The organism is Vibrio thalassae (genome assembly GCF_900089835.1).
Lineage (GTDB): Bacteria > Pseudomonadota > Gammaproteobacteria > Enterobacterales > Vibrionaceae > Vibrio > Vibrio thalassae.
Genome location: NZ_OANU01000002.1, coordinates 380,826 through 399,216, shown reverse-complemented (window position 1 = coordinate 399,216; position 18,391 = coordinate 380,826). Strand labels below are relative to the sequence as shown.

General features: G+C 45.0%; 20 protein-coding genes and 1 other RNA gene. 12 read left to right on the top strand and 9 right to left on the bottom strand.

All coding sequences use genetic code 11. From position 1 onward, the window contains the following. Nucleotides 1-30: 30 nt before the first annotated feature. Entirely contained in the window at nucleotides 31-726 is a 696-nt protein-coding gene (locus VTH8203_RS01780; protein WP_096992093.1) for an oxidative stress defense protein, read from the top strand. 38 nt (nucleotides 727-764) lie between these two features. Here the strand turns inward: VTH8203_RS01780 and serA are convergent, their stop codons facing one another. The 5 genes from serA to VTH8203_RS01755 all read right to left on the bottom strand — a co-directional run bounded on the left by serA (nucleotide 765) and on the right by VTH8203_RS01755 (nucleotide 4,181). Continuing rightward, nucleotides 765-1,994: a phosphoglycerate dehydrogenase gene (serA, locus tag VTH8203_RS01775; protein WP_096992092.1), complete on the bottom strand. Its 1,230-nt coding sequence runs from the start codon at nucleotides 1,992-1,994 to the stop codon at nucleotides 765-767. Nucleotides 1,995-2,286: 292 nt separating this feature from the next. Then, nucleotides 2,287-2,943, bottom strand: coding sequence for a ribose-5-phosphate isomerase RpiA (rpiA, locus tag VTH8203_RS01770; protein ID WP_096992091.1), 657 nt, complete (start codon nucleotides 2,941-2,943; stop codon nucleotides 2,287-2,289). A gap of 144 nt (nucleotides 2,944-3,087) precedes the next feature. Beyond that, nucleotides 3,088-3,681 carry a 5-formyltetrahydrofolate cyclo-ligase gene (locus VTH8203_RS01765; RefSeq protein WP_096992090.1) on the bottom strand — a complete coding sequence of 198 codons (594 nt, stop codon included), beginning with the start codon at nucleotides 3,679-3,681 and terminating at the stop codon, nucleotides 3,088-3,090. Between the two features lie 3 nt (nucleotides 3,682-3,684). Then, nucleotides 3,685-3,868: non-coding RNA, 6S RNA (gene ssrS, locus VTH8203_RS01760), on the bottom strand. Between the two features lies 1 nt (nucleotide 3,869). Continuing rightward, on the bottom strand, nucleotides 3,870-4,181 hold the full coding sequence (locus VTH8203_RS01755; protein ID WP_096992089.1) for a cell division protein ZapA: 312 nt from the start codon (nucleotides 4,179-4,181) through the stop codon (nucleotides 3,870-3,872). Nucleotides 4,182-4,464: 283 nt separating this feature from the next. Between VTH8203_RS01755 and VTH8203_RS01750 the strand changes: the two genes are divergently transcribed. The 3 genes from VTH8203_RS01750 to VTH8203_RS01740 are packed head-to-tail and all read left to right on the top strand — an operon-like array spanning nucleotide 4,465 to nucleotide 7,500. Then, nucleotides 4,465-5,046, top strand: a complete 582-nt coding sequence (locus tag VTH8203_RS01750; RefSeq protein WP_096992088.1) for a YecA/YgfB family protein — start codon at nucleotides 4,465-4,467, stop codon at nucleotides 5,044-5,046. Nucleotides 5,047-5,076: 30 nt separating this feature from the next. Continuing rightward, nucleotides 5,077-6,270, top strand: a complete 1,194-nt coding sequence (gene ubiH, locus VTH8203_RS01745) for a 2-octaprenyl-6-methoxyphenyl hydroxylase (RefSeq protein WP_096992087.1) — start codon at nucleotides 5,077-5,079, stop codon at nucleotides 6,268-6,270. 9 nt (nucleotides 6,271-6,279) lie between these two features. Then, entirely contained in the window at nucleotides 6,280-7,500 is a 1,221-nt protein-coding gene (locus VTH8203_RS01740; protein WP_096992086.1) for an FAD-dependent 2-octaprenylphenol hydroxylase, read from the top strand. Between the two features lie 117 nt (nucleotides 7,501-7,617). On the opposite strand, the gene VTH8203_RS01735 is transcribed toward VTH8203_RS01740, so the two are convergent. From VTH8203_RS01735 to ygfZ, 3 genes are all read right to left on the bottom strand, one after another. Next, the gene (locus VTH8203_RS01735) at nucleotides 7,618-7,824 is read right to left on the bottom strand and encodes a DUF1107 domain-containing protein (RefSeq protein ID WP_096992085.1); all 207 of its coding nucleotides are present in this window, start codon (nucleotides 7,822-7,824) and stop codon (nucleotides 7,618-7,620) included. Nucleotides 7,825-8,503: 679 nt separating this feature from the next. Next, on the bottom strand, nucleotides 8,504-8,968 hold the full coding sequence (locus VTH8203_RS01730) for an aminoacyl-tRNA deacylase (protein ID WP_096992084.1): 465 nt from the start codon (nucleotides 8,966-8,968) through the stop codon (nucleotides 8,504-8,506). A gap of 3 nt (nucleotides 8,969-8,971) precedes the next feature. Next, on the bottom strand, nucleotides 8,972-9,943 hold the full coding sequence (ygfZ, locus tag VTH8203_RS01725; protein ID WP_096992083.1) for a tRNA-modifying protein YgfZ: 972 nt from the start codon (nucleotides 9,941-9,943) through the stop codon (nucleotides 8,972-8,974). A 177-nt stretch (nucleotides 9,944-10,120) separates the two neighbouring features. Here ygfZ and VTH8203_RS01720 point away from each other — a divergent pair, with 177 nt between their 5' ends. Together VTH8203_RS01720 and VTH8203_RS01715 are read left to right on the top strand one after the other, a co-directional pair. Next, entirely contained in the window at nucleotides 10,121-10,381 is a 261-nt protein-coding gene (locus VTH8203_RS01720) for an FAD assembly factor SdhE (RefSeq protein ID WP_006075514.1), read from the top strand. Continuing rightward, nucleotides 10,353-10,781: a hypothetical protein gene (locus VTH8203_RS01715; protein ID WP_096992082.1), complete on the top strand. Its 429-nt coding sequence runs from the start codon at nucleotides 10,353-10,355 to the stop codon at nucleotides 10,779-10,781. The genes VTH8203_RS01720 and VTH8203_RS01715 overlap by 29 nt, the downstream gene beginning before the upstream one ends. Before the next feature lie 40 nt (nucleotides 10,782-10,821). Here the strand turns inward: VTH8203_RS01715 and nadB are convergent, their stop codons facing one another. Further along, entirely contained in the window at nucleotides 10,822-12,444 is a 1,623-nt protein-coding gene (nadB, locus tag VTH8203_RS01710) for an L-aspartate oxidase (RefSeq protein ID WP_096992081.1), read from the bottom strand. A 372-nt stretch (nucleotides 12,445-12,816) separates the two neighbouring features. On the opposite strand from nadB, the gene rpoE reads away from it, so the two are divergent. The 6 genes from rpoE to lepB all read left to right on the top strand — a co-directional run bounded on the left by rpoE (nucleotide 12,817) and on the right by lepB (nucleotide 18,384). Further along, on the top strand, nucleotides 12,817-13,395 hold the full coding sequence (gene rpoE / locus VTH8203_RS01705; protein WP_096992080.1) for an RNA polymerase sigma factor RpoE: 579 nt from the start codon (nucleotides 12,817-12,819) through the stop codon (nucleotides 13,393-13,395). A 26-nt stretch (nucleotides 13,396-13,421) separates the two neighbouring features. Beyond that, nucleotides 13,422-14,024: an RseA family anti-sigma factor gene (locus tag VTH8203_RS01700; RefSeq protein ID WP_096992079.1), complete on the top strand. Its 603-nt coding sequence runs from the start codon at nucleotides 13,422-13,424 to the stop codon at nucleotides 14,022-14,024. Continuing rightward, nucleotides 14,021-15,001 carry a sigma-E factor regulatory protein RseB gene (gene rseB, locus VTH8203_RS01695; RefSeq protein WP_096992078.1) on the top strand — a complete coding sequence of 327 codons (981 nt, stop codon included), beginning with the start codon at nucleotides 14,021-14,023 and terminating at the stop codon, nucleotides 14,999-15,001. The genes VTH8203_RS01700 and rseB overlap by 4 nt, the downstream gene beginning before the upstream one ends. After that, nucleotides 14,998-15,468: a SoxR reducing system RseC family protein gene (locus VTH8203_RS01690; RefSeq protein WP_096992077.1), complete on the top strand. Its 471-nt coding sequence runs from the start codon at nucleotides 14,998-15,000 to the stop codon at nucleotides 15,466-15,468. Before rseB ends, VTH8203_RS01690 begins: the two co-directional genes overlap by 4 nt. Nucleotides 15,469-15,592: 124 nt before the next feature. Then, nucleotides 15,593-17,386, top strand: a complete 1,794-nt coding sequence (gene lepA / locus VTH8203_RS01685; RefSeq protein ID WP_096992076.1) for a translation elongation factor 4 — start codon at nucleotides 15,593-15,595, stop codon at nucleotides 17,384-17,386. A gap of 101 nt (nucleotides 17,387-17,487) precedes the next feature. Beyond that, nucleotides 17,488-18,384: a signal peptidase I gene (gene lepB / locus VTH8203_RS01680; RefSeq protein ID WP_096992075.1), complete on the top strand. Its 897-nt coding sequence runs from the start codon at nucleotides 17,488-17,490 to the stop codon at nucleotides 18,382-18,384. Nucleotides 18,385-18,391 lie beyond the last annotated feature (7 nt).

Below are 18,391 nucleotides of genomic sequence, written 5' to 3'. Positions count from 1 at the left end.
AAAGGTTAAAAAATATAACGAGGAGTCTCAATGAAACGCTCATTTGCACTAGGTATATTAGTCGCTGCTTTGTTTGCTGCACCTGTTTTTGCTAACCAACCGGATTTTCCTCACATCTCTACTACGGGTTATGGCGAAATAGAAGCAACGCCGGATATGGCAGAGTTCTCAGTGCGAGTTGTACAGTCTCAAATGGATGCTGATCAGGCCAAGCAAGCCGTCGATGCGGTTGTGGACAAGTTTCTTACAGGCTTGATGTCTAAGGGGATTGAAAAGAAAGATATTCAAAGCTCGAACCTCTACCTATCACCTCAGTACCACTACCCGGAAAAGGGTAAACCAGAACTGGTCGGTTATCGTGCTTCACGTACCGTGACTTTGCAAGTTATGGATCTTGATAACCTTAATAGCTACTTAGACTTAGCGCTTGATTCTGGGATTAATCAAGTCGATAACATTCAACTTAAGGTGAAAGATCAAGGTCAATACCAAGAAGCGGCACGTATGGCGGCGATTAAAGACGCACAAAGCAAAGCGGCATCGTTAGCGAAAGGGTTTGATCAAAAACTGGGTAAAGTATGGCGTATTGAGTACCGTCAACCTATGAATCAACCGGTGGTGATGCGAAATATGGCGATGGACAGTAAGGTAGAGTCCAACAGCTATCAAGACTCGGTGATCACTATTCGCGATCGAGTGGACGTCACTTATCAGATTGGAAAATAAGATAACGCCCTGATTAGTCAGGGCGCTTTTTTAAAGGATTAGTGCAGAATGCGTGCTCTGACTGTACCCTCGATTAGCTTCAGTTTTGCTAACGCTTCTTCTGATCGAGCCGTTTCTACATCGATGACCACATAACCGATATCTGCTGCGGTTTGTAAGTACTGACCGGCAATGTTGATTCCTTCATCCGCGAAGATCGTGTTGATCTGTGTAAGGATACCAGGACGGTTTTGGTGAATATGCAGTAGACGTGAACACTCATTATGTTCAGGCAAAGACACTTCTGGGAAATTGACACTCGACAAGGTTGAACCATTGTCCGAATATTTTGCAAGTTTTCCAGCGACTTCGACACCAATATTTTCTTGAGCTTCTTGAGTTGAACCACCAACGTGAGGTGTCAGGATGACGTTATCGAATTTCATCAAAGGTGATTCAAACGGATCGGCATTAGTTTTCGGTTCTTCTGGGAATACGTCGATAGCCGCACCAGCAAGGTGCCCTGCTTCTAACGAATCACAAAGGGCTGGAATATCTACGACCGTACCACGAGCGGCATTAATGAAGATAGCGCCTGGCTTCATTCTTTCAAACTCGGCAGCGCCCATCATATTTTTCGTTCCCGGAGTCTCAGGAACGTGCAAAGAGATCACATCACACTTGTTAAGCAATTCAGTCATCGTGTGAACTTGAGTGGCGTTACCCAGCGACAATTTGTTTTCGATATCATAGAAGTACACTCGCATACCTAGGTTTTCAGCGATAATACCTAGTTGAGTACCGATATGGCCGTAACCAATAATACCAAGTCGTTTTCCACGCGCTTCGTACGAGTTATCTGCGCTTTTTTTCCAGATTCCACGGTGAGCGAGAGCATTTTTTTCAGGAATGCCGCGAAGCAGCAGTAAGATTTGACCAAGCACCAGTTCAGCCACACTTCGAGTGTTGGAAAATGGCGCATTAAAGACCGGGACGCCTCGCTTTGCGGCAGCGTCAAGGTCAACTTGGTTTGTACCAATGCAGAAACAACCGATAGCGACTAATTTATCGGCGGCATTAATCACTTTTTCGGTCAAGTTGGTGCGAGAACGAATTCCGATAAAGTGAACATCTTTGACGGCCTCAATCAGCTCGTCCTCGGGTAGAGAGCCTTTGTGATAGGTGATATTGGTGTATCCAGCCGCTTGCAAAACTTCTACTGAAGAAGGATGTAACCCTTCAAGTAGCAGAATCTTTATCTTATCTTTTTCCAGTGAAACTTTGGCCATTTAACTCATCCTTAACATGGGAAATTCGGGCTTAAGTAGCGCACATTTGACAGTGAGAATATCGAGGAGGGAACTTCTAACTGCTTGAGGCAAACGTTTTCCTTGTGCGTCTTGTGACCAATAAAGTAACAAAAAATCTGTACGTTGGGTAAGAAAATTACGGAATAAGGCATAATTTTCTTATAGAAAAACGAAAAAACGGCACCAAGGGTGCCGTTTGTAGTCTAATGACGTAATCGCGTTTAATATATTGACCAAGTTTGTTCGACCAATCTCGTTGGCGATTATGGTCTTACTCTTCGATTTTTGCACCTTCAGGTGTGCCTGTGATGATCACATCAGCACCACGGTGTGCGAACAATCCCACCGTTACTACACCAGCAAGAGCATTGATCTTATCTTCCATATCTTTCGCATCGGTAATCTGCATACCATGTACGTCTAAGATAACGTTGCCGTTATCTGTGATGACGCCTTCGCGATAAACGGGGTCACCACCCAGTTTCACCAACTCACGTGCAACGTAAGAACGCGCCATTGGGATAACTTCAACGGGTAGAGGGAATTGACCTAGGACGTCAACAGCTTTGGTGCCATCAACAATACAGACAAATTTGTTTGAGATCGCCGCTACGATTTTCTCACGTGTTAGCGCTGCGCCACCACCTTTAATCATATCGCGACTTGGGTTGATTTCATCCGCACCATCGACGTAAACATCAAGATAAGCCACATCGTTACAGTCAAATACTTCAATACCTAGTGCTTCCAGCTTTTCTGTTGAAGCAATCGAGCTCGATACTGCGCCCTTGATATCGTCTTTGATAGTACCTAGTGCATCAATGAAGTGGTTGACAGTTGAGCCAGTACCAACACCAACAATGCTATCTTTTTCGATATACTTTAGTGCCGCCCAACCAGCAGCTTTCTTCATCTCGTCTTGAGTCATGGTTGAATTCCAGTTTTGAGTTAAGGTGAAAATGCGGGCGAATTATATATCAATTTCGGCGACAAATGCGCTGAAAAAATAGCGATATACTAAAAAACAGCGAAAAAATGCAATCGGTTGCTCGTGGCGAATGGCTAGTGGAGGTTATTTGCTCCAATGCCAGGTTTTACTTGGTGTAATGATGGTTTCCAATGGGATGTCCCAAGATTCGGTTGGCAAGGCATCGATTTGCTGACAATCGTGAGCCAGTCCGATAGCTGTAGGGCCAACGGGTGTATTTTCCCATGGTGCTAGCGTCCTATCATAATATCCTCCGCCCATACCAAGACGTTGTCCTGAAGCATCAAAAGCAACCAGCGGCGTAAAGATGATATCCAATTGAGATACCGGACAGATAGCACATTGACTAAGCTTAGGTTCCAGTATCTGGTATCGATTTCGAATAAGAACGGTGTTTTGATCGTAACGTAGGAAAAGCAGTTGACCTTTAGAGAATGGATGAATCACGGGGAGATAGGTTTCGATATCTTGTGTCCAGAGCCAATGGATGGTCGGTAAGGTATCTAATTCGCCGTCTTTAGCAAGATACAATGCCACTTTTTTGGCCGTGTTCAGCGCGCTCAATTGACTGACTCTCACGACTAAATCATTCGCGTGCATGTTCTGCTGATTCGAGCTGATCGCCTGGCGGCGAGAACGCACCAATGTGCGGATTTGCTGTCTTGTCGATAGAGACATTAGGAATACCCCAGAGTGCCGTTGAGGATTGTGGCCCTTGAACCAGCTGGTTCAAGGCGGATCAGCAATGTTAACCGTAGGCTTCTCGGTACGAGCCGAGCTTGCTCAATAGCTATCAAGTACTAACCCTTTGGTATTGCTTATCGGCTCAGGGACTTAAATCCACTGACGTACACCCCAGGGTAAAATTAGGTATGCTGTCCTTGCTTTACTTTACTAATGGCACCTTCAAGAGATGCCGCGAGCTGCTCCAAACGCTCGTTAAGTTGTGCCACTTCTTGTTGTGACTCATCACTTCGATTATTGAGTTCATACGACATGTTAAGAGCAGCAATCGTAAGCAATTTAAGCTCGTTGGTTACTTTAGTCCTTTGGGACATCTCTTGCAATCGATTATCTAGATCTTGTGCTGCTTTAATCAGGGTATCTCTCTGATCTGGGGGACAATTCACCCTAGTCAGTTTACCCAAGATTTCGACTTCGACAGCTTGATTTTCCATAATGACAAGAACTCTTTTAAGTATCACCACATTAGGCAATTTTGAGGAAGAAACTATAGGCAAACGAGCATTAAGATTCAAGCTTTTCTGTAGGGTCGGTGCTAATTGCGTGGTTAACAACACAGGAAATCGACAATTCGCACAAAAGCTACTCAGAAACGTGTGGGATAGCGTTTTCGCCAGAGATGGGAAGTGATAGCATTGCAGGTCAGATTTGAAAACCTATGCGTGAAGACCAACGTGTTTGTCAGCTTAGGACTAATTTATTGAAACGAGTATTGCTATGAGTGAAACGACACTACCTAATTACATTACAATTGTCACTGAGCTACAACAAGCTGGGTTGGCGGTATCACCAGCAGAACTTCATGGTTTGCTTGTAGGGATGCTAAGTGGTGGATTGGGGCTGAATGATGACAGCTGGCAGCCACTTCTTTTCGATTATACAAATGATGGTATGGGGTGGCCGCAATCCAACTTGGCGACGGCGAAATCTCTGCTTAGTTTCTCAATGAAAGAACTGACAGCAGATCAGGGCTTTGAGCTTTCTCTGTTTATTCCTGGAGAAGACGTTGAAGCCGACGTCTTTGAAATTGCTGACGGTTTAAGTGAGTGGGTCAACCACTTTATTTCTGGACTGGGCTTAATTAATGCTTCATTTACAAAGGCCTCTGCTGACGTCAAAGAAGCCCTTGCTGATTTGGAAGAAATTGCCAGATTGGGTATCGATGAAGACGATGATCTTGAAGAGCAAGCTCAGTTGTTAGAACAGGTTATTGAGCATGTGAAAGCGTGCGTATTGACCATTCATGCAGAGTTTGGCGTAAAACCAACTAAGTCATCAGAAACTCCGACCATTCATTAATTGGGTCCCCGTCTTATCAAGGAGAAGGCAGTGTCAAATAAGTATGATGTTGTCATTGCAGGAGGGGCAATGGCTGGGGCAACTCTCGCCATGGCTCTGGATTACTGCAGTGATCATGCGTTGAAGATTGCTGTTGTTGAACCATTTCTTGCCGACAGTCAATCGCATCCAGGTTTTGATGCACGTTCCATCGCTCTTTCTTATGGGACGGTTGAGATTCTCAAACGCTATAAGTTGTGGTCTTTGATTAAAGATCACGCCACACCAATTACTCATATCCATGTTTCTGACCGTGGACACGCTGCCATGACCGATTTCTATGCTGAGAAAGAAGGTTTAAAGGCGATGGGGTATGTGGTTGAACTTGCAGAAGTAGGACGTCGCTTTGATCAAAAGCTGAACAGCAGTCCGACCATCGACTTTCTTTGTCCATATTCTGTTGAGCGGGTGGTTCAACACCAGCATCATGTTGCCGTCTCAATGAAAAACAGTGATGGTAAGATTAATGAACTTGAAGCAAAACTTCTTGTGGCCGCGGATGGCGCGGATTCCAAAAGCTGTCAAGCCGTAGGTCTAGACCAGCGGACTCATGACTTCGGGCAAGTCGCGGTGATTGCAAACGTCAAAACCAGTGAAGATCCATGTGGCCGAGCCTTTGAGCGCTTTACGAAACACGGACCACTAGCCCTGTTACCTATGTCTGATGAACGAAGTTCATTAGTTTGGTGTATGCCTCCAGAGCGTGCTCAGCAGGTCGTGAACTTGTCTGAAACGGATTTCCTCGCTTTGCTTCAACAGGAGTTCGGCTGGCGTTTAGGTCGTTTTATAAAGGTTGGAGCGGTTGCCAGTTACCCTCTTTTGCTGCGTCATCGACCGCAAATTATTAAGCACCGAGTCGCGGCAGTTGGTAATGCTGCTCAGACGCTTCACCCTATCGCGGGGCAAGGTTTTAACCTTGGGATTCGCGATATTGCGACTTTGGTCGATTCGTTGCTTGAAAGCCTTCAAGATGTGGGTGAATACGCTAATCTAATTAAATTCCAAAGCAATCGTCGACAAGACAGAGAATTGACGATCACCATGACGTCTGGGTTAGTACACATATTTTCGAATGACTTTTTTGCCCTTCGGTTAGGCCGCAATGTAGGTCTAGGGCTAATGGATAATTTTCCAAATCTTAAGTCGCCGATTTTTAATCGTGCACTTGGGGTTGTGAATAGGTAGTACAGAGATATGCAAAGTTTTGACTTAGCCATCATCGGTGGCGGAATGGTGGGCCTTGCTCTCGCCCGCGCACTGAGAGATACCGATCTACGAATAGCAGTGGTCGAAGGGAACACGCCCGACAAAGACATGTCAGGAGACCCGGATATTCGTGTCTCGGCGTTAAGCCGTGCCAGTGAAACCATCTTGAAAAATCTTGGTGCTTGGGATGCGATTCAAAAACACCGCTGCGCACCTTATTACGCAATGGAAGTGTGGGAGCAGGACAGCTTTGCTCGTATTGAGTTCTCTGCCAGTCAGATGTCGCAGCCAGATCTCGGTCATATCGTTGAAAATCGTGTTATTCAACTGGCTTTGTTAGAGCAAGTCGAGGGCCAAAATAACGTGACGCTCTTCATGCCACATCGCTGTCAATCAATGGCAGTAGGGGAAAGTGAAGTGTGGATGACGCTGGATAATGGCCAGTCATTTACCAGCAAATTGGTCGTCGGTGCGGATGGCGCTAATTCTTGGGTGCGAAAGCAGCAAGATATTCCGCTGACTCATTGGGACTACGGACACAGTGCGTTGGTCGCCAATATTTCTGTTGCTGATTTTCATGATTGTGTCGCAAGGCAGGTGTTTACATCGCAGGGGCCACTGGCGTTTTTGCCATTAGATGACCGAAACCTATGCTCTATCGTTTGGTCAACGGAACCACAGCGCGCTGAGAAACTTGCCAAAATGTCGGAGTCGGAATTCAACAAAGTCTTGACCGCTGAATTTGATGGCCGCTTAGGTCTTTGTCAGGTGAAATCTGAGCGACGAGTTTTTCCGTTGAAGATGCGTTATGCGCGTGACTTCGTTACCGAGCGAGTTGCACTCGTTGGTGATGCTGCGCACACCATCCATCCTTTAGCAGGTCAAGGTGTCAACCTTGGACTACTGGATGCAGCAAGTTTATCGCAAGAAGTGTTCAAATTATGGCGTGCGGGCAAAGATATTGGCCGTAAACGTAATCTGCGTGAATATGAGCGTTGGCGCAAAGCAGAAGCTGCGAAAATGATCGCAGCAATGCAAGGGTTCAAGGATCTGTTTGAGGGTGATAATCCAGCGAAGAAGCTCATTCGTGGTATTGGAATGAGTTTGGTTGGACAACTTCCTGGGGCGAAGCAAGAAATTATGAGCCGTGCTTTGGGAATGCGAGGCCATCTTCCTGAGTTAGCGAAGACAGAAGTGATTCAAAGCTAATTGTTGTAGTGCAAAGAACGAAAAAGGGGCAGCGCGGCTGCCCCTTTGTTTTGACGTTATCATTGCCCATCTTGGTAGGCTTTGTAGGGTAGAAACAGTTATTGAATATTGCGTTCTTTAAGCGTACGCACAGCGGAGTCTCATTACCTCTTGATTTATCTCTTTTACCGCTTGGAAATGACGTTTTTCAGCGCGTTCTGGGATGATCAACTTACCATTATCAAACTCAAAACCGCCCAATCCATAAATATAGATTCTGCCTTTGAATAGTCGACTCACATGTTTAGCAATCATACTTGGTGTATAGCGCTTAAACAGTCTCATTTAGCCTTCCTTATAATGTTACCTAGCGAACGAATTATAGTTGAAACCCTAACCTAAATGTGTGATTGCATAGCCTTTCCGAGAGAGCTTTTACAACCAAGTGAGCGTTTTGTGGAGCGTTTTGCAATTCCATTGCGATGTCTCAATATCTCCGTGATATCTTGCACAAAAGCCTAGATAGGGGTCTTCCATTCTCAATTTTTGCTCTATTTGAATAGCTTAGTATGACAGTGGTATGAATCGAGGTTTTATCCGCTGTCGAAACACAATCCACGTCGCTGTATTGGCTATTTCTATTTACTACGTATATGTAAGACCGGCTAAATCAAAAAAAGTTGTCACAATACACACTCTTTTACAAAAGTGAGACAAAAGGTGGAGAAAGAGAGTCAAAGCGATACTTTAGATAAAAAAAGCCCGCTACGCGGGCCAAATGTCACAGATGCATTACACAAAAGTGGAGTTACTGCTTGAGCAGCGATTCACTCTAGTGCCGTTACCAGTAGCCTTGAAGTGCTAGCTGGTGACAATATGTACAATACTCCAAAAAAATACAAATGACTATTTATGCTTTCATGTTGTATAAATTTTCATGATGGCGAGGTGGTAAATTAGATCCATTTCACGGTTTTCTAATTTAGTTCGACATTTTTTTGCATAAAAGAAGAGAGTGCAAATGTCAGCGAGTGATATCGGACCATAGCGGTGAGCATTGTTCGACAAGATCTTTGAGGGCGATTTCAATGCCCGCAATGCGCTGACCACTACTAATGGTGACTAGAGTGTTTTGCTTTATCTCATTGTCAAAAATGATAGGCATGGAGGTTTTCAACAATAAGGGAGTGACAGTACCAATAGCAAAGCCGGTAAGCACTTCAACTTGTTCACTGGACACGCAGGTCATTCGACGAGTATTCAATAAAGCACGTACTTTTTTCGGATCCACCTGTTTGTTGCCCTGACAGCAGGCAAGAACAAGTTGGTTATCCATATCTCGCAGCAACAAGGTTTTGACCATTGTGTGAGTTTCGATATCACGTAATTTGGCAGCATCCTCAATGGATACTGCCTCACGGGATTGCATCAAGACTCGATAGGGAATATCACGTTCATCCAGATAGGCAGTGATGCGTGTATCAATCATCCCTTACTCTTGGTCGAGCGGGTAAGGTGGCAGTTCCAGGCTCAAACGACAGTCTGGTTGAGAAGCTAAACGGAACTGAGAATCTTCATCGAGATTGTTGGCAATTACCATAGCAGCAACAAATTCGCCATTGCTGTATTGATAGTGAGCGAGTACTTCTCCTGCCTTACGCCAGTTTTCTCCCACCGAGCGTTCGATCTCAATCACATCATCATCGTTAAGTTGAACGGCAAGTTGCCCGCGTACATTGGCCAACATACGTTTATTGATCCCACGATATTTGGCTCTTGCGACGGTTTCTTGTCCGGTATAGCAACCTTTACTAAAACTAATGCCATCCAATGCTTGTAGATTTAGAGCTTGAGGGATGTGCTGATTTTGCTGCTCTGCTTCTACGATAGGTAGTCCCTGTTCAATATCGAACTTAGTCCAAAGCGACTCTTCTACCCAAAGTCGTTCAGGATCAGTAGAGAGGGACGATTGTAGTTCGTTATTCACTAATAGCATCCAACGTTCATCATCCACCTGAATCGCGGTACTGCCATTGTTTTGTCTTACGGTGCCAGAGGTTGGAAATTGTTGATCAATCCATTTCTGTGCACCTTTACCTATAATGCCAACGATAGGTTTAGCGCTCACAGCGAGTTCTACCTTAGAAAAAACCGCGTACTTTTTAAGTTCTGTCAGCTCTTTTTCAAGCGCAGACTGAGGCTGAATCATCGCGTAGCTGTTGTCGATGTGGCATAGTCTAAAGGCACTCCACACTTTGCCTTTAGCATCGCAATGCGCTCCAAACGTGGATTGACTCTGTTCCAGTGACACCACATCACAAGTGACCTGACCTTGAAGGTAAGACTTTCGATCGTCGCCAGTCATTTCGATAGCTCCCCAACGATTCAGCCTAGTAAACAGTAAATCGGGAAGTTCAGTGGTAGGAGTGATTTCAATTGCCTGTGTGTTTGGTTGCCAATCCATAGTTCTTGGTCTCGTCGGTAAACATACCACCATGTTAATCGCCAGGATGGATTTTGTCAGCCGAATGTTGTTGCACGAAATCTTGTGATGAAAGTAGAGTTTGTGTGATGCAGGCAGTGGTGGGCGATAAACTTGCTTGTTACACTCGGCCGATATTAGTTGTAGATGGAGAATGGAATGTACTCTAGTGAAGAAAAAGCACGAATTAAGTGGGCGTGTCGTCGGGGTATGTTAGAGCTGGACGTAGTGATTATGCCGTTCTTTGAGGAATGCTTTGACACTCTAAATGATCAAGAACAGAAAGATTTTGTGTCGCTGCTAGAGTGTGATGACCCTGATTTGTTTACTTGGGTCATGGGCCATGGTCGCAGTGAAAACTTAGGTCACGCCTCTATGGTTGATAAAATCGTTGCTCACAACCTCAGCAAAGTCCGCTAAACGCTCTTCACGTAATGCAGGTAAGGATGCGCTTGATAATACTTACCTGCAGATTCATCCCTCATGCCTTGCGCCAATTATTAATAGTTCGCTTACTATTTTACTGCTGGTAACGTGCATCGCGTCATCTGCTCCGATTGTGCTTACACTCTATGTTGTCATCACGTTCGGTCGGACTTATTGGCTGCATCCGGCGTTAAAGGGCCAGCTCATTCTAACGTCCTCTTTGACCACATTAAATAATATCGAACTTATCTCCCCTCGTTATTTTCTCGCTTTTCATCATTGGTTTATCGGCATGTACGATCAAAACAATGGTTGGCGCTTACTTTGGCGTGATAGCTGCGATGAGTCAGCCTATCGTCGTTTGATTTTAGTAATAAAAAAGCAGCCAGATTAATGACTGCTTGTATGTATTGCTGCTGAACGAGATAGCCGAATTATACGGTTGGTGCCTCATCTTGAGGTGACAGCACTGTCGGACCACTATTTTCTAACATATCAGGGTAGTCGAGCGTATAGTGCAGTCCACGACTCTCTTTACGCTGCATGGCACATCTCACCATCAACTCTGCTACTTGCAGCAAGTTACGTAGCTCGAGTAAGTTGTTTGATACTCTGAAATTACTGTAGTACTCGTGAGTTTCTTGTTGCAACATTTGAATACGACGGAGTGCTCGCTCTAGTCGTTTATCAGTTCGCACGATACCCATGTAATCCCACATAAATAGACGTAGCTCATGCCAGTTATGTTGAATAATGACTTCTTCGTCAGAGCAGCAGACTTGGCTTTCATCCCAGGCAGGGAGGCCATTAACTAGAGTGGCATCATCGAATTTTGCCAGGATGTCGTTGGCGGCAGCCCAAGCATAGACGACACATTCAAGCAAAGAGTTGGATGCCATGCGGTTGGCTCCGTGAAGGCCGGTATAACTCACTTCCCCGATAGCGTACAACTGTTCAAGGTCTGTCTTACCAGACTTATCGACCATGACGCCACCACAGGTATAGTGGGCGGCAGGTACGATTGGGATTGGCTCCTTGGTCATATCGATACCAAGATCTTGCAAGCGCATATGGATGGTTGGGAAGTGTTTAACGATAAACTCTTCAGGCTTATGGCTGATATCTAAATACATGCAGTCAGCACCCAAACGCTTCATTTCGAAGTCAATGGCGCGAGCGACAACATCGCGAGGTGCAAGTTCTTCACGTTCGTCGAAATCTGGCATAAAGCGAGTGCCGTCTGGACGTTTTAAATAAGCCCCTTCGCCTCGCAAGGCTTCGGTCAATAGGAAGTTTCGAGCGTCAGGGTGGAATAAGCATGTTGGGTGAAATTGATTAAATTCTAAGTTAGCAACACGACAACCTGAACGCCAAGCCATCGCGATACCGTCGCCAGAAGAGACATCAGGGTTCGACGTATATTGGTACACTTTTGATGCGCCACCTGTGGCTAAGACAACAAATTTAGCACGTACGGTTTCAACATGCTCTTGGTTGCGGTTCCAGATATAGGCACCAACGACTTTATTTTTATCACCACCTACTTTGTCTTCAGTAATCAGATCGAGTGCATTATAACGTTCGAAAATTTCGATGTTAGGATGGTTGTTAACGTTATCTTGCAGGGTGGTTTGCATGGCCATGCCTGTGGCATCTGCGGCATGTAAGATTCTGCGGTGGCTATGACCACCTTCACGTGTAAGGTGGTAGCGAGGCTTTTCATCTTTCGCGGTTTCTACTCGGTCAAAAGGAACACCGCCATCGATCAGCCATTGCACACACTCTTTGGCATTCTCTGCAATAAATTGAACCGTGTCTTGTTCACAAATACCGCCGCCAGCAATATTAGTATCATTGACATGGGATTCAATACTGTCTGTCTCATCGAATACTGCAGCGATGCCACCTTGGGCGTAGTAGGTTGCCCCTTCACTTCTCGGGCCTTTACTTAAAACGATAACTTTAGCGCGTTCGGCGACTCGTAAAGCCAACGATAAACCTGCGGCGCCACTTCCTATGACTAAAACATCACAAAGATGCTCTCGGTTTGTGTTCATAATTACTTTAAAATCCTGACCTATCGTAGAGCTAAATCACTCTACCTAGATAAAAGTGCGCGATAGGAAGCTGAATACACAGCTGGCGAAGGGCACTTGCATCAAGGATTACCTGCCAGAGATAACACGTTGAAAAATCGATTGTGTTAAGGAGCCAAGTAATCCATTCTTGTAAATTGACAACATTGTAGTTGACGCCAAATCACATTGTGAATGATTAATGACAAAAAAGCTGAGAAAGTTTTGAACTTTCCTATCTGCCTAGAGTCACAATAGTGCTCATGTTAGCGGTGGTGTCAAGACTACAAAATGCATAATTAATACTCATATCTGTGAAGGTAGGGGTAATAACGAATAGGAGTGAACGCTCGCATGAACGAGCAGCCGACCGATCAGGTGTTGATTGAGCGCGTTCAAAGTGGAGATAAACAAGCATTTAACCTATTGGTTTTGCGCTATCAAAACAAGGTTTGCAATCTCATATCAAGATACGTGAGCAATTCGGGTGATGTAGCGGATATCGCCCAAGAAGCGTTTATAAAAGCGTATCGTGCGATCCCGACGTTTAGAGGTGAGAGTGCCTTCTATACTTGGTTGTATCGCATTGCAGTGAACACCGCAAAAAATCACATTGTCGCTCAAAGCCGTAGGCCGCCAGCGAGCGATGTTGATGCAGAAGACGCCGAATTTTTTGAAGTCGGTAACGCTTTGAAAGAAATTTCGAACCCAGAGAACTTAACGTTGTCGAACGAATTGAAGCGAACAGTTTTCGCTGCAATTGGAGCGTTACCTGAAGATTTGAAGACTGCAATGACACTTCGTGAGCTTGATGGTTTGAGCTATGAAGAAATTGCAGAAGTAATGGATTGCCCAGTAGGAACGGTACGTTCGCGTATCTTCCGTGCTCGTGAAGCGGTTGAGAAGAAGATTAAGCCTCTTCTTCAACGCTAAAACTAGTTACAACTATGGTGAATATAATGGCTGACAAACAAAAGCTTTCAGCATTCATGGATGGAGACCTGATCGATAACGCGCTTATAGATGCGTTGGAAAAAGATCAGGAGAGCAAACAAACTTGGCAAAATTATCATCTGATTGGTGATGTGATGCGTGGTGATGAGCCGCAAAGTTTAGATTGGAATATTGCTGAAAGTGTGGCGTCTGCGCTCGAAAACGAGCCGGCGCACACGAGTGATATCGTAATGCCTATCGAGTCACAACCTACGCCTGCGCAAGCAAAGCGCCTATTACCTGCGTGGATCACACAGTTTGGTCAAGTCGCAGTCGCTGCTTGTGTGTCTTTGGCGGTTGTCTTAGGGGTGCAGCAGTACTCTGGGCAAGACCCTGCGCAGCCTGAAGCTGAGCAATTACCTGTGTTGCAGACGATTCCGTTTGCAGGCAGTGCTGAGCCAGTCAGCTTGACGCGTGATTCGGTTGCGAAAAGCTCGAATGAAAGTGTCAATGTGCAAGAACAGCGTCGTCGTATTAACGCGTTACTGCAAGATTACGAGCTACAGCTAAGATTAAACAGTGAAGATCATGCTTCACGTCCTGCTGATACAGAATCGGTAATTGAATGAAAAAATTTCTGACCAGTTCAATATTGCTGTTCAGTTTACTTGGTACTCAAGCCTTTGCAGAAGAAGAGTCTTCTGCGGAGGCTTTGTTACTTCAAATGAACGATGCCAGCCAGCAATTGAATTATGAACTGTCCTATATCCTTATCAAAAAGAACAGCATAGAGCCGTTACTTTATCGTCATGCAAAGAATGACTCCCAACAGTTAGCCCATCTTGTTTATTTAAGTGGTCCAGTAAGAGAAGTGATTCGGCGTGGCAATGAAGTCAGCTACATCGAACCTGGCGTCGATCCTTTTACTATAGAGTCCGGTAAGATGGTGGCACCATTGATGCCGTTACTTAATAGTGATGTAAAGCAATTAAGAGAATACTATGATTATGTTCGTGTTGGTAGAGCACGTGAAGCGGGCGCGCCAACCCAAGTATTTCGAGTCGTTCCCAAAGATGGACTGCGCTACTCCTATGTTTTGTGGGTGGATGAAAAAAGCAAATTGCCATTACGAGCAGACTTGCTGGATCGCGATGGCGAAATCTTAGAGCAATATCGCGTGATCTCTTATGCGGTGAATGATCATATAGCAACTATGTTGAGCTCACTTGACGAGGTTCAGCTTCCTGCGGTCTTGTCGTTGCCAAAAGGTAATATAGAACAGACTTTTTGGCATGTGGGCTGGGTACCGAATGGTTTTAAACCTAAGGATCTCAATCGCTATCGTATGCTAGCAACAGAAGATGTTGTCGAAAGCCAAATGTTCAGTGATGGATTATTTAGTTTTTCGGTTTACATCTCTGAGCGTGATAGTCACTCTTTGAAAGGTCAATTGATTCGTCAGGGTCGACGTACGGTTCATAGTATTGTTCTCAATGACAAACAAATCTCAGTCGTCGGCGACATTCCGCCTGCGACAGCGCAGCGTATCGCACAATCTGTTACACTTAACAAAGTAGAAAAGGTAGATGAAGGCACTACTCCATGATGACCGCACTCGCGACGGTGACCTCGGTTAAACCCCAGGGTCACCATCTCCACGTTGAATTAAGCTGTGATCAGCAAACCAGTTGTAGCTCTTGCCAGTCAAAAAGTAGCTGTGGTACAGGTATTGTCAGTAAAGCAGTAGGTAAAAAACAGCTACACTGGCAACTTGATACATCGAAGCAGGTGAAAGCCGGAGATGTGGTTGAAATTGCGTTTCCGGAAAAGAGCTTGTTGCAATCAGCAGCCTTGATTTACTTATTGCCGCTGCTGTTTTTGTTTATTGGTGCGGTTGTGGGACAACTGTGGTTAGCCCCTTTACTCGCTGGTGGTGAGCTGGTGGTAATATTGTCCTCTGCTTGTTTTGCTTTTATTGGCTTTGGGTTAGCTAAAAAATGGGTTGCGCCTATGGAACAAGCATCTTCCCAACAAGTGAAGTTGGTGAGAGTACTTGGTGAATCGATTCTCTAGCCTATTGTCTAAATAAGGTGCGAACCGCATCGAAATTGGGTAGAATCTGCCAACTTAATTGAAATGCGCGTTTTTTCCGCATTTTCTATTCCTTTTTGTTTAAGAGTTTAGCTACATCAAATCTATGAAGCACATTCGTAACTTTTCGATTATCGCCCACATCGACCATGGTAAATCAACCTTGTCGGACCGTTTGATCCAGGTTTGCGGCGGCTTAAGCGACCGTGAAATGGCGGCCCAGGTTCTTGATTCTATGGACCTAGAGCGTGAGCGCGGTATTACCATCAAAGCTCAGAGTGTTACTCTGGATTACACAGCTAAAGATGGGGAAACCTATCAGCTAAACTTTATCGATACTCCAGGGCACGTAGACTTCTCTTATGAAGTATCTCGTTCCTTAGCGGCTTGTGAAGGTGCGCTTCTTGTTGTTGATGCAGGTCAGGGTGTGGAAGCACAGACGCTGGCGAACTGCTATACAGCAATCGAAATGGATCTAGAAGTTGTTCCGGTATTGAACAAAATCGACCTACCTGCTGCCGAACCTGAGCGCGTGGCGGAAGAAATTGAAGAAATCGTTGGTATCGACGCGATGGAAGCAGTGCGTTGTTCAGCAAAAACAGGCCTTGGTGTTGACGATGTTCTAGAAGAGATCGTCAGAGCGATTCCTGCGCCAGAAGGCGATCCAGAAGCGCCACTTCAAGCACTGATTATTGACTCTTGGTTCGATAACTACCTTGGCGTAGTTTCTTTGGTTCGTATTAAAAACGGTAAACTGAAGAAAAACGACAAGATCAAAGTAATGAGTACTGGACAGGTTTGGGGCGTGGATCGTTTGGGTATCTTTACTCCAAAGCAGATCGACACGACTGAACTGAATACTGGTGAAGTAGGCTGGGTAGTCTGTGGCATCAAAGATATTCTTGGTGCTCCAGTTGGTGATACGTTAACCACTGCGAAAAATGGCTGTGAAAAAGCGTTACCAGGATTCCAGAAAGTGAAACCTCAGGTTTATGCTGGTCTTTTCCCTGTATCATCGGATGACTACGAAAACTTCCGTGATGCATTGGGTAAGCTAAGTCTCAACGACGCTTCTCTATTCTATGAGCCAGAAAGCTCTGCAGCACTTGGTTTTGGTTTCCGCTGTGGCTTCTTAGGTATGCTACACATGGAGATCATTCAAGAGCGTCTAGAACGTGAGTACGATCTCGATCTGATCACAACGGCACCTACCGTAGTGTATGAAGTTGAGAAGACCGACGGTTCACTTCATTATGTAGATAGTCCAGCGAAGCTGCCGGCGATTAATGATATTGAAGAAATTCGTGAACCTATCGCGCGTTGTAACATCTTAGTACCATCAGACTACCTAGGTAATGTGATTACGTTATGTGTTGAGAAGCGTGGTACTCAGGTTGATATGATTTATCATGGCAATCAAGTTGCAGTGACATATGATATCCCAATGGCTGAAGTCGTATTGGACTTCTTCGACCGTTTGAAATCAACGTCTCGCGGCTACGCCTCATTGGATTATAACTTCCAACGCTTTGAAGCATCGAACATGGTTCGTGTTGATGTGTTGCTAAACGGTGACACGGTGGACGCATTGGCTATCATTACTCACAAAGACCAATCACAAAGTCGTGGTCGTCAGCTTGTTGAGAAGATGAAAGAGTTTATCCCTCGTCAGATGTTTGATATTGCAATTCAAGCGGCAATTGGTAATCACATTATTGCGCGCTCTACCGTTAAACAGTTACGTAAAAACGTAATTGCGAAGTGTTACGGTGGTGACGTGAGTCGTAAGAAGAAGCTGTTGAAGAAACAGAAAGAAGGTAAGAAACGTATGAAGCAGATCGGTAACGTCGAACTGCCACAAGAAGCGTTCCTTGCAATTCTGCACGTTGGCAAAGACTAATTCTTTGTTTTACGACGACATAATTTAAGTTTGAAGTGAAAGTGTCGATATGGTGCTTTCACTTTCGTTATTTTTACAGATACGAAAATTAAGGGAATGAAATGGCAAATACCTTCTCATTGATCCTCGTCATCGTGACGTTAGTGACAGGTGTCGTTTGGGTGTTGGATAAGCTCGTACTGAGAAAAAAACGTGAGCAAAAGCTCGCGGATATCCAAGCTCAAGCTAACCAAATCGATGAAGCAATAGCAAAAAAAGCGGTTGCCCCATCATGGTTTGTTGAGAACAGTGTTTCTATTTTCCCTGTTATCGCCTTTGTTCTGGTATTGCGTTCATTTATTTATGAACCATTCCAAATTCCATCGGGTTCGATGATGCCAACATTGTTGGTTGGCGACTTTATCCTAGTAGAGAAATACGCTTACGGTCTAAAAGACCCGGTATGGCGCACTCAGCTAGTCGAAACCGGTAAACCAGAACGTGGCGATATCGTAGTATTCAAATACCCACCTCAGCCAAGCATCGATTACATCAAGCGTGTTGTCGGCTTACCAGGTGATACCGTTCGCTATAGCGCCAGTAAGGATATTTGTATCCAAACAAAAGGCTCGTCAACGTGTAAACCTGTGAAGCTATCCAATGTGGAAGAGAGTCCATTTGTACAAAATGGTATCCCGCTGATTCAGATGGATGAAAAGCTGGGTAAAGTTGAGCACCAAATCTTGATTAACCCTTTGCGTCGTGATCGTGTTGACCAGTATCAACCACGTAACGGCGTCAATGAATGGGTTGTGCCTGAAGGTCATTACTTTGTGATGGGTGATAACCGTGATAACAGTGCAGACAGCCGCTACTGGGGATTTGTCCCAGAAGGAAACCTAGTCGGTAAAGCCGTAGGGATTTGGATTAGTTTTGAATTTGAACGTGGTGCAGATAGCATTCTGCCTACATGGATACCAACCGGTGTAAGATTTAATCGCATCGGTGGAATAGACTGAACGAGAG

What these genes read in the sequence shown, in the direction of transcription:
- VTH8203_RS01740 (WP_096992086.1), top strand. Translation starts at nt 6,280, where the DNA reads ATGCAAAGTTTTGACTTAGCCATCATCGGTGGCGGAATGGTGGGCCTT.
- VTH8203_RS01720 (WP_006075514.1), top strand. Translation starts at nt 10,121, where the DNA reads ATGTACTCTAGTGAAGAAAAAGCACGAATTAAGTGGGCGTGTCGTCGG.
- VTH8203_RS01735 (WP_096992085.1), bottom strand. Translation starts at nt 7,824, where the DNA reads ATGAGACTGTTTAAGCGCTATACACCAAGTATGATTGCTAAACATGTG.
- rpiA (WP_096992091.1), bottom strand. Translation starts at nt 2,943, where the DNA reads ATGACTCAAGACGAGATGAAGAAAGCTGCTGGTTGGGCGGCACTAAAG.
- rseB (WP_096992078.1), top strand. Translation starts at nt 14,021, where the DNA reads ATGAAAAAATTTCTGACCAGTTCAATATTGCTGTTCAGTTTACTTGGT.
- VTH8203_RS01730 (WP_096992084.1), bottom strand. Translation starts at nt 8,968, where the DNA reads ATGATTGATACACGCATCACTGCCTATCTGGATGAACGTGATATTCCC.
- VTH8203_RS01690 (WP_096992077.1), top strand. Translation starts at nt 14,998, where the DNA reads ATGATGACCGCACTCGCGACGGTGACCTCGGTTAAACCCCAGGGTCAC.
- VTH8203_RS01780 (WP_096992093.1), top strand. Translation starts at nt 31, where the DNA reads ATGAAACGCTCATTTGCACTAGGTATATTAGTCGCTGCTTTGTTTGCT.
- lepA (WP_096992076.1), top strand. Translation starts at nt 15,593, where the DNA reads ATGAAGCACATTCGTAACTTTTCGATTATCGCCCACATCGACCATGGT.
- rpoE (WP_096992080.1), top strand. Translation starts at nt 12,817, where the DNA reads ATGAACGAGCAGCCGACCGATCAGGTGTTGATTGAGCGCGTTCAAAGT.
- VTH8203_RS01765 (WP_096992090.1), bottom strand. Translation starts at nt 3,681, where the DNA reads ATGTCTCTATCGACAAGACAGCAAATCCGCACATTGGTGCGTTCTCGC.
- serA (WP_096992092.1), bottom strand. Translation starts at nt 1,994, where the DNA reads ATGGCCAAAGTTTCACTGGAAAAAGATAAGATAAAGATTCTGCTACTT.
- VTH8203_RS01750 (WP_096992088.1), top strand. Translation starts at nt 4,465, where the DNA reads ATGAGTGAAACGACACTACCTAATTACATTACAATTGTCACTGAGCTA.
- VTH8203_RS01700 (WP_096992079.1), top strand. Translation starts at nt 13,422, where the DNA reads ATGGCTGACAAACAAAAGCTTTCAGCATTCATGGATGGAGACCTGATC.
- lepB (WP_096992075.1), top strand. Translation starts at nt 17,488, where the DNA reads ATGGCAAATACCTTCTCATTGATCCTCGTCATCGTGACGTTAGTGACA.
- VTH8203_RS01755 (WP_096992089.1), bottom strand. Translation starts at nt 4,181, where the DNA reads ATGGAAAATCAAGCTGTCGAAGTCGAAATCTTGGGTAAACTGACTAGG.
- nadB (WP_096992081.1), bottom strand. Translation starts at nt 12,444, where the DNA reads ATGAACACAAACCGAGAGCATCTTTGTGATGTTTTAGTCATAGGAAGT.
- ygfZ (WP_096992083.1), bottom strand. Translation starts at nt 9,943, where the DNA reads ATGGATTGGCAACCAAACACACAGGCAATTGAAATCACTCCTACCACT.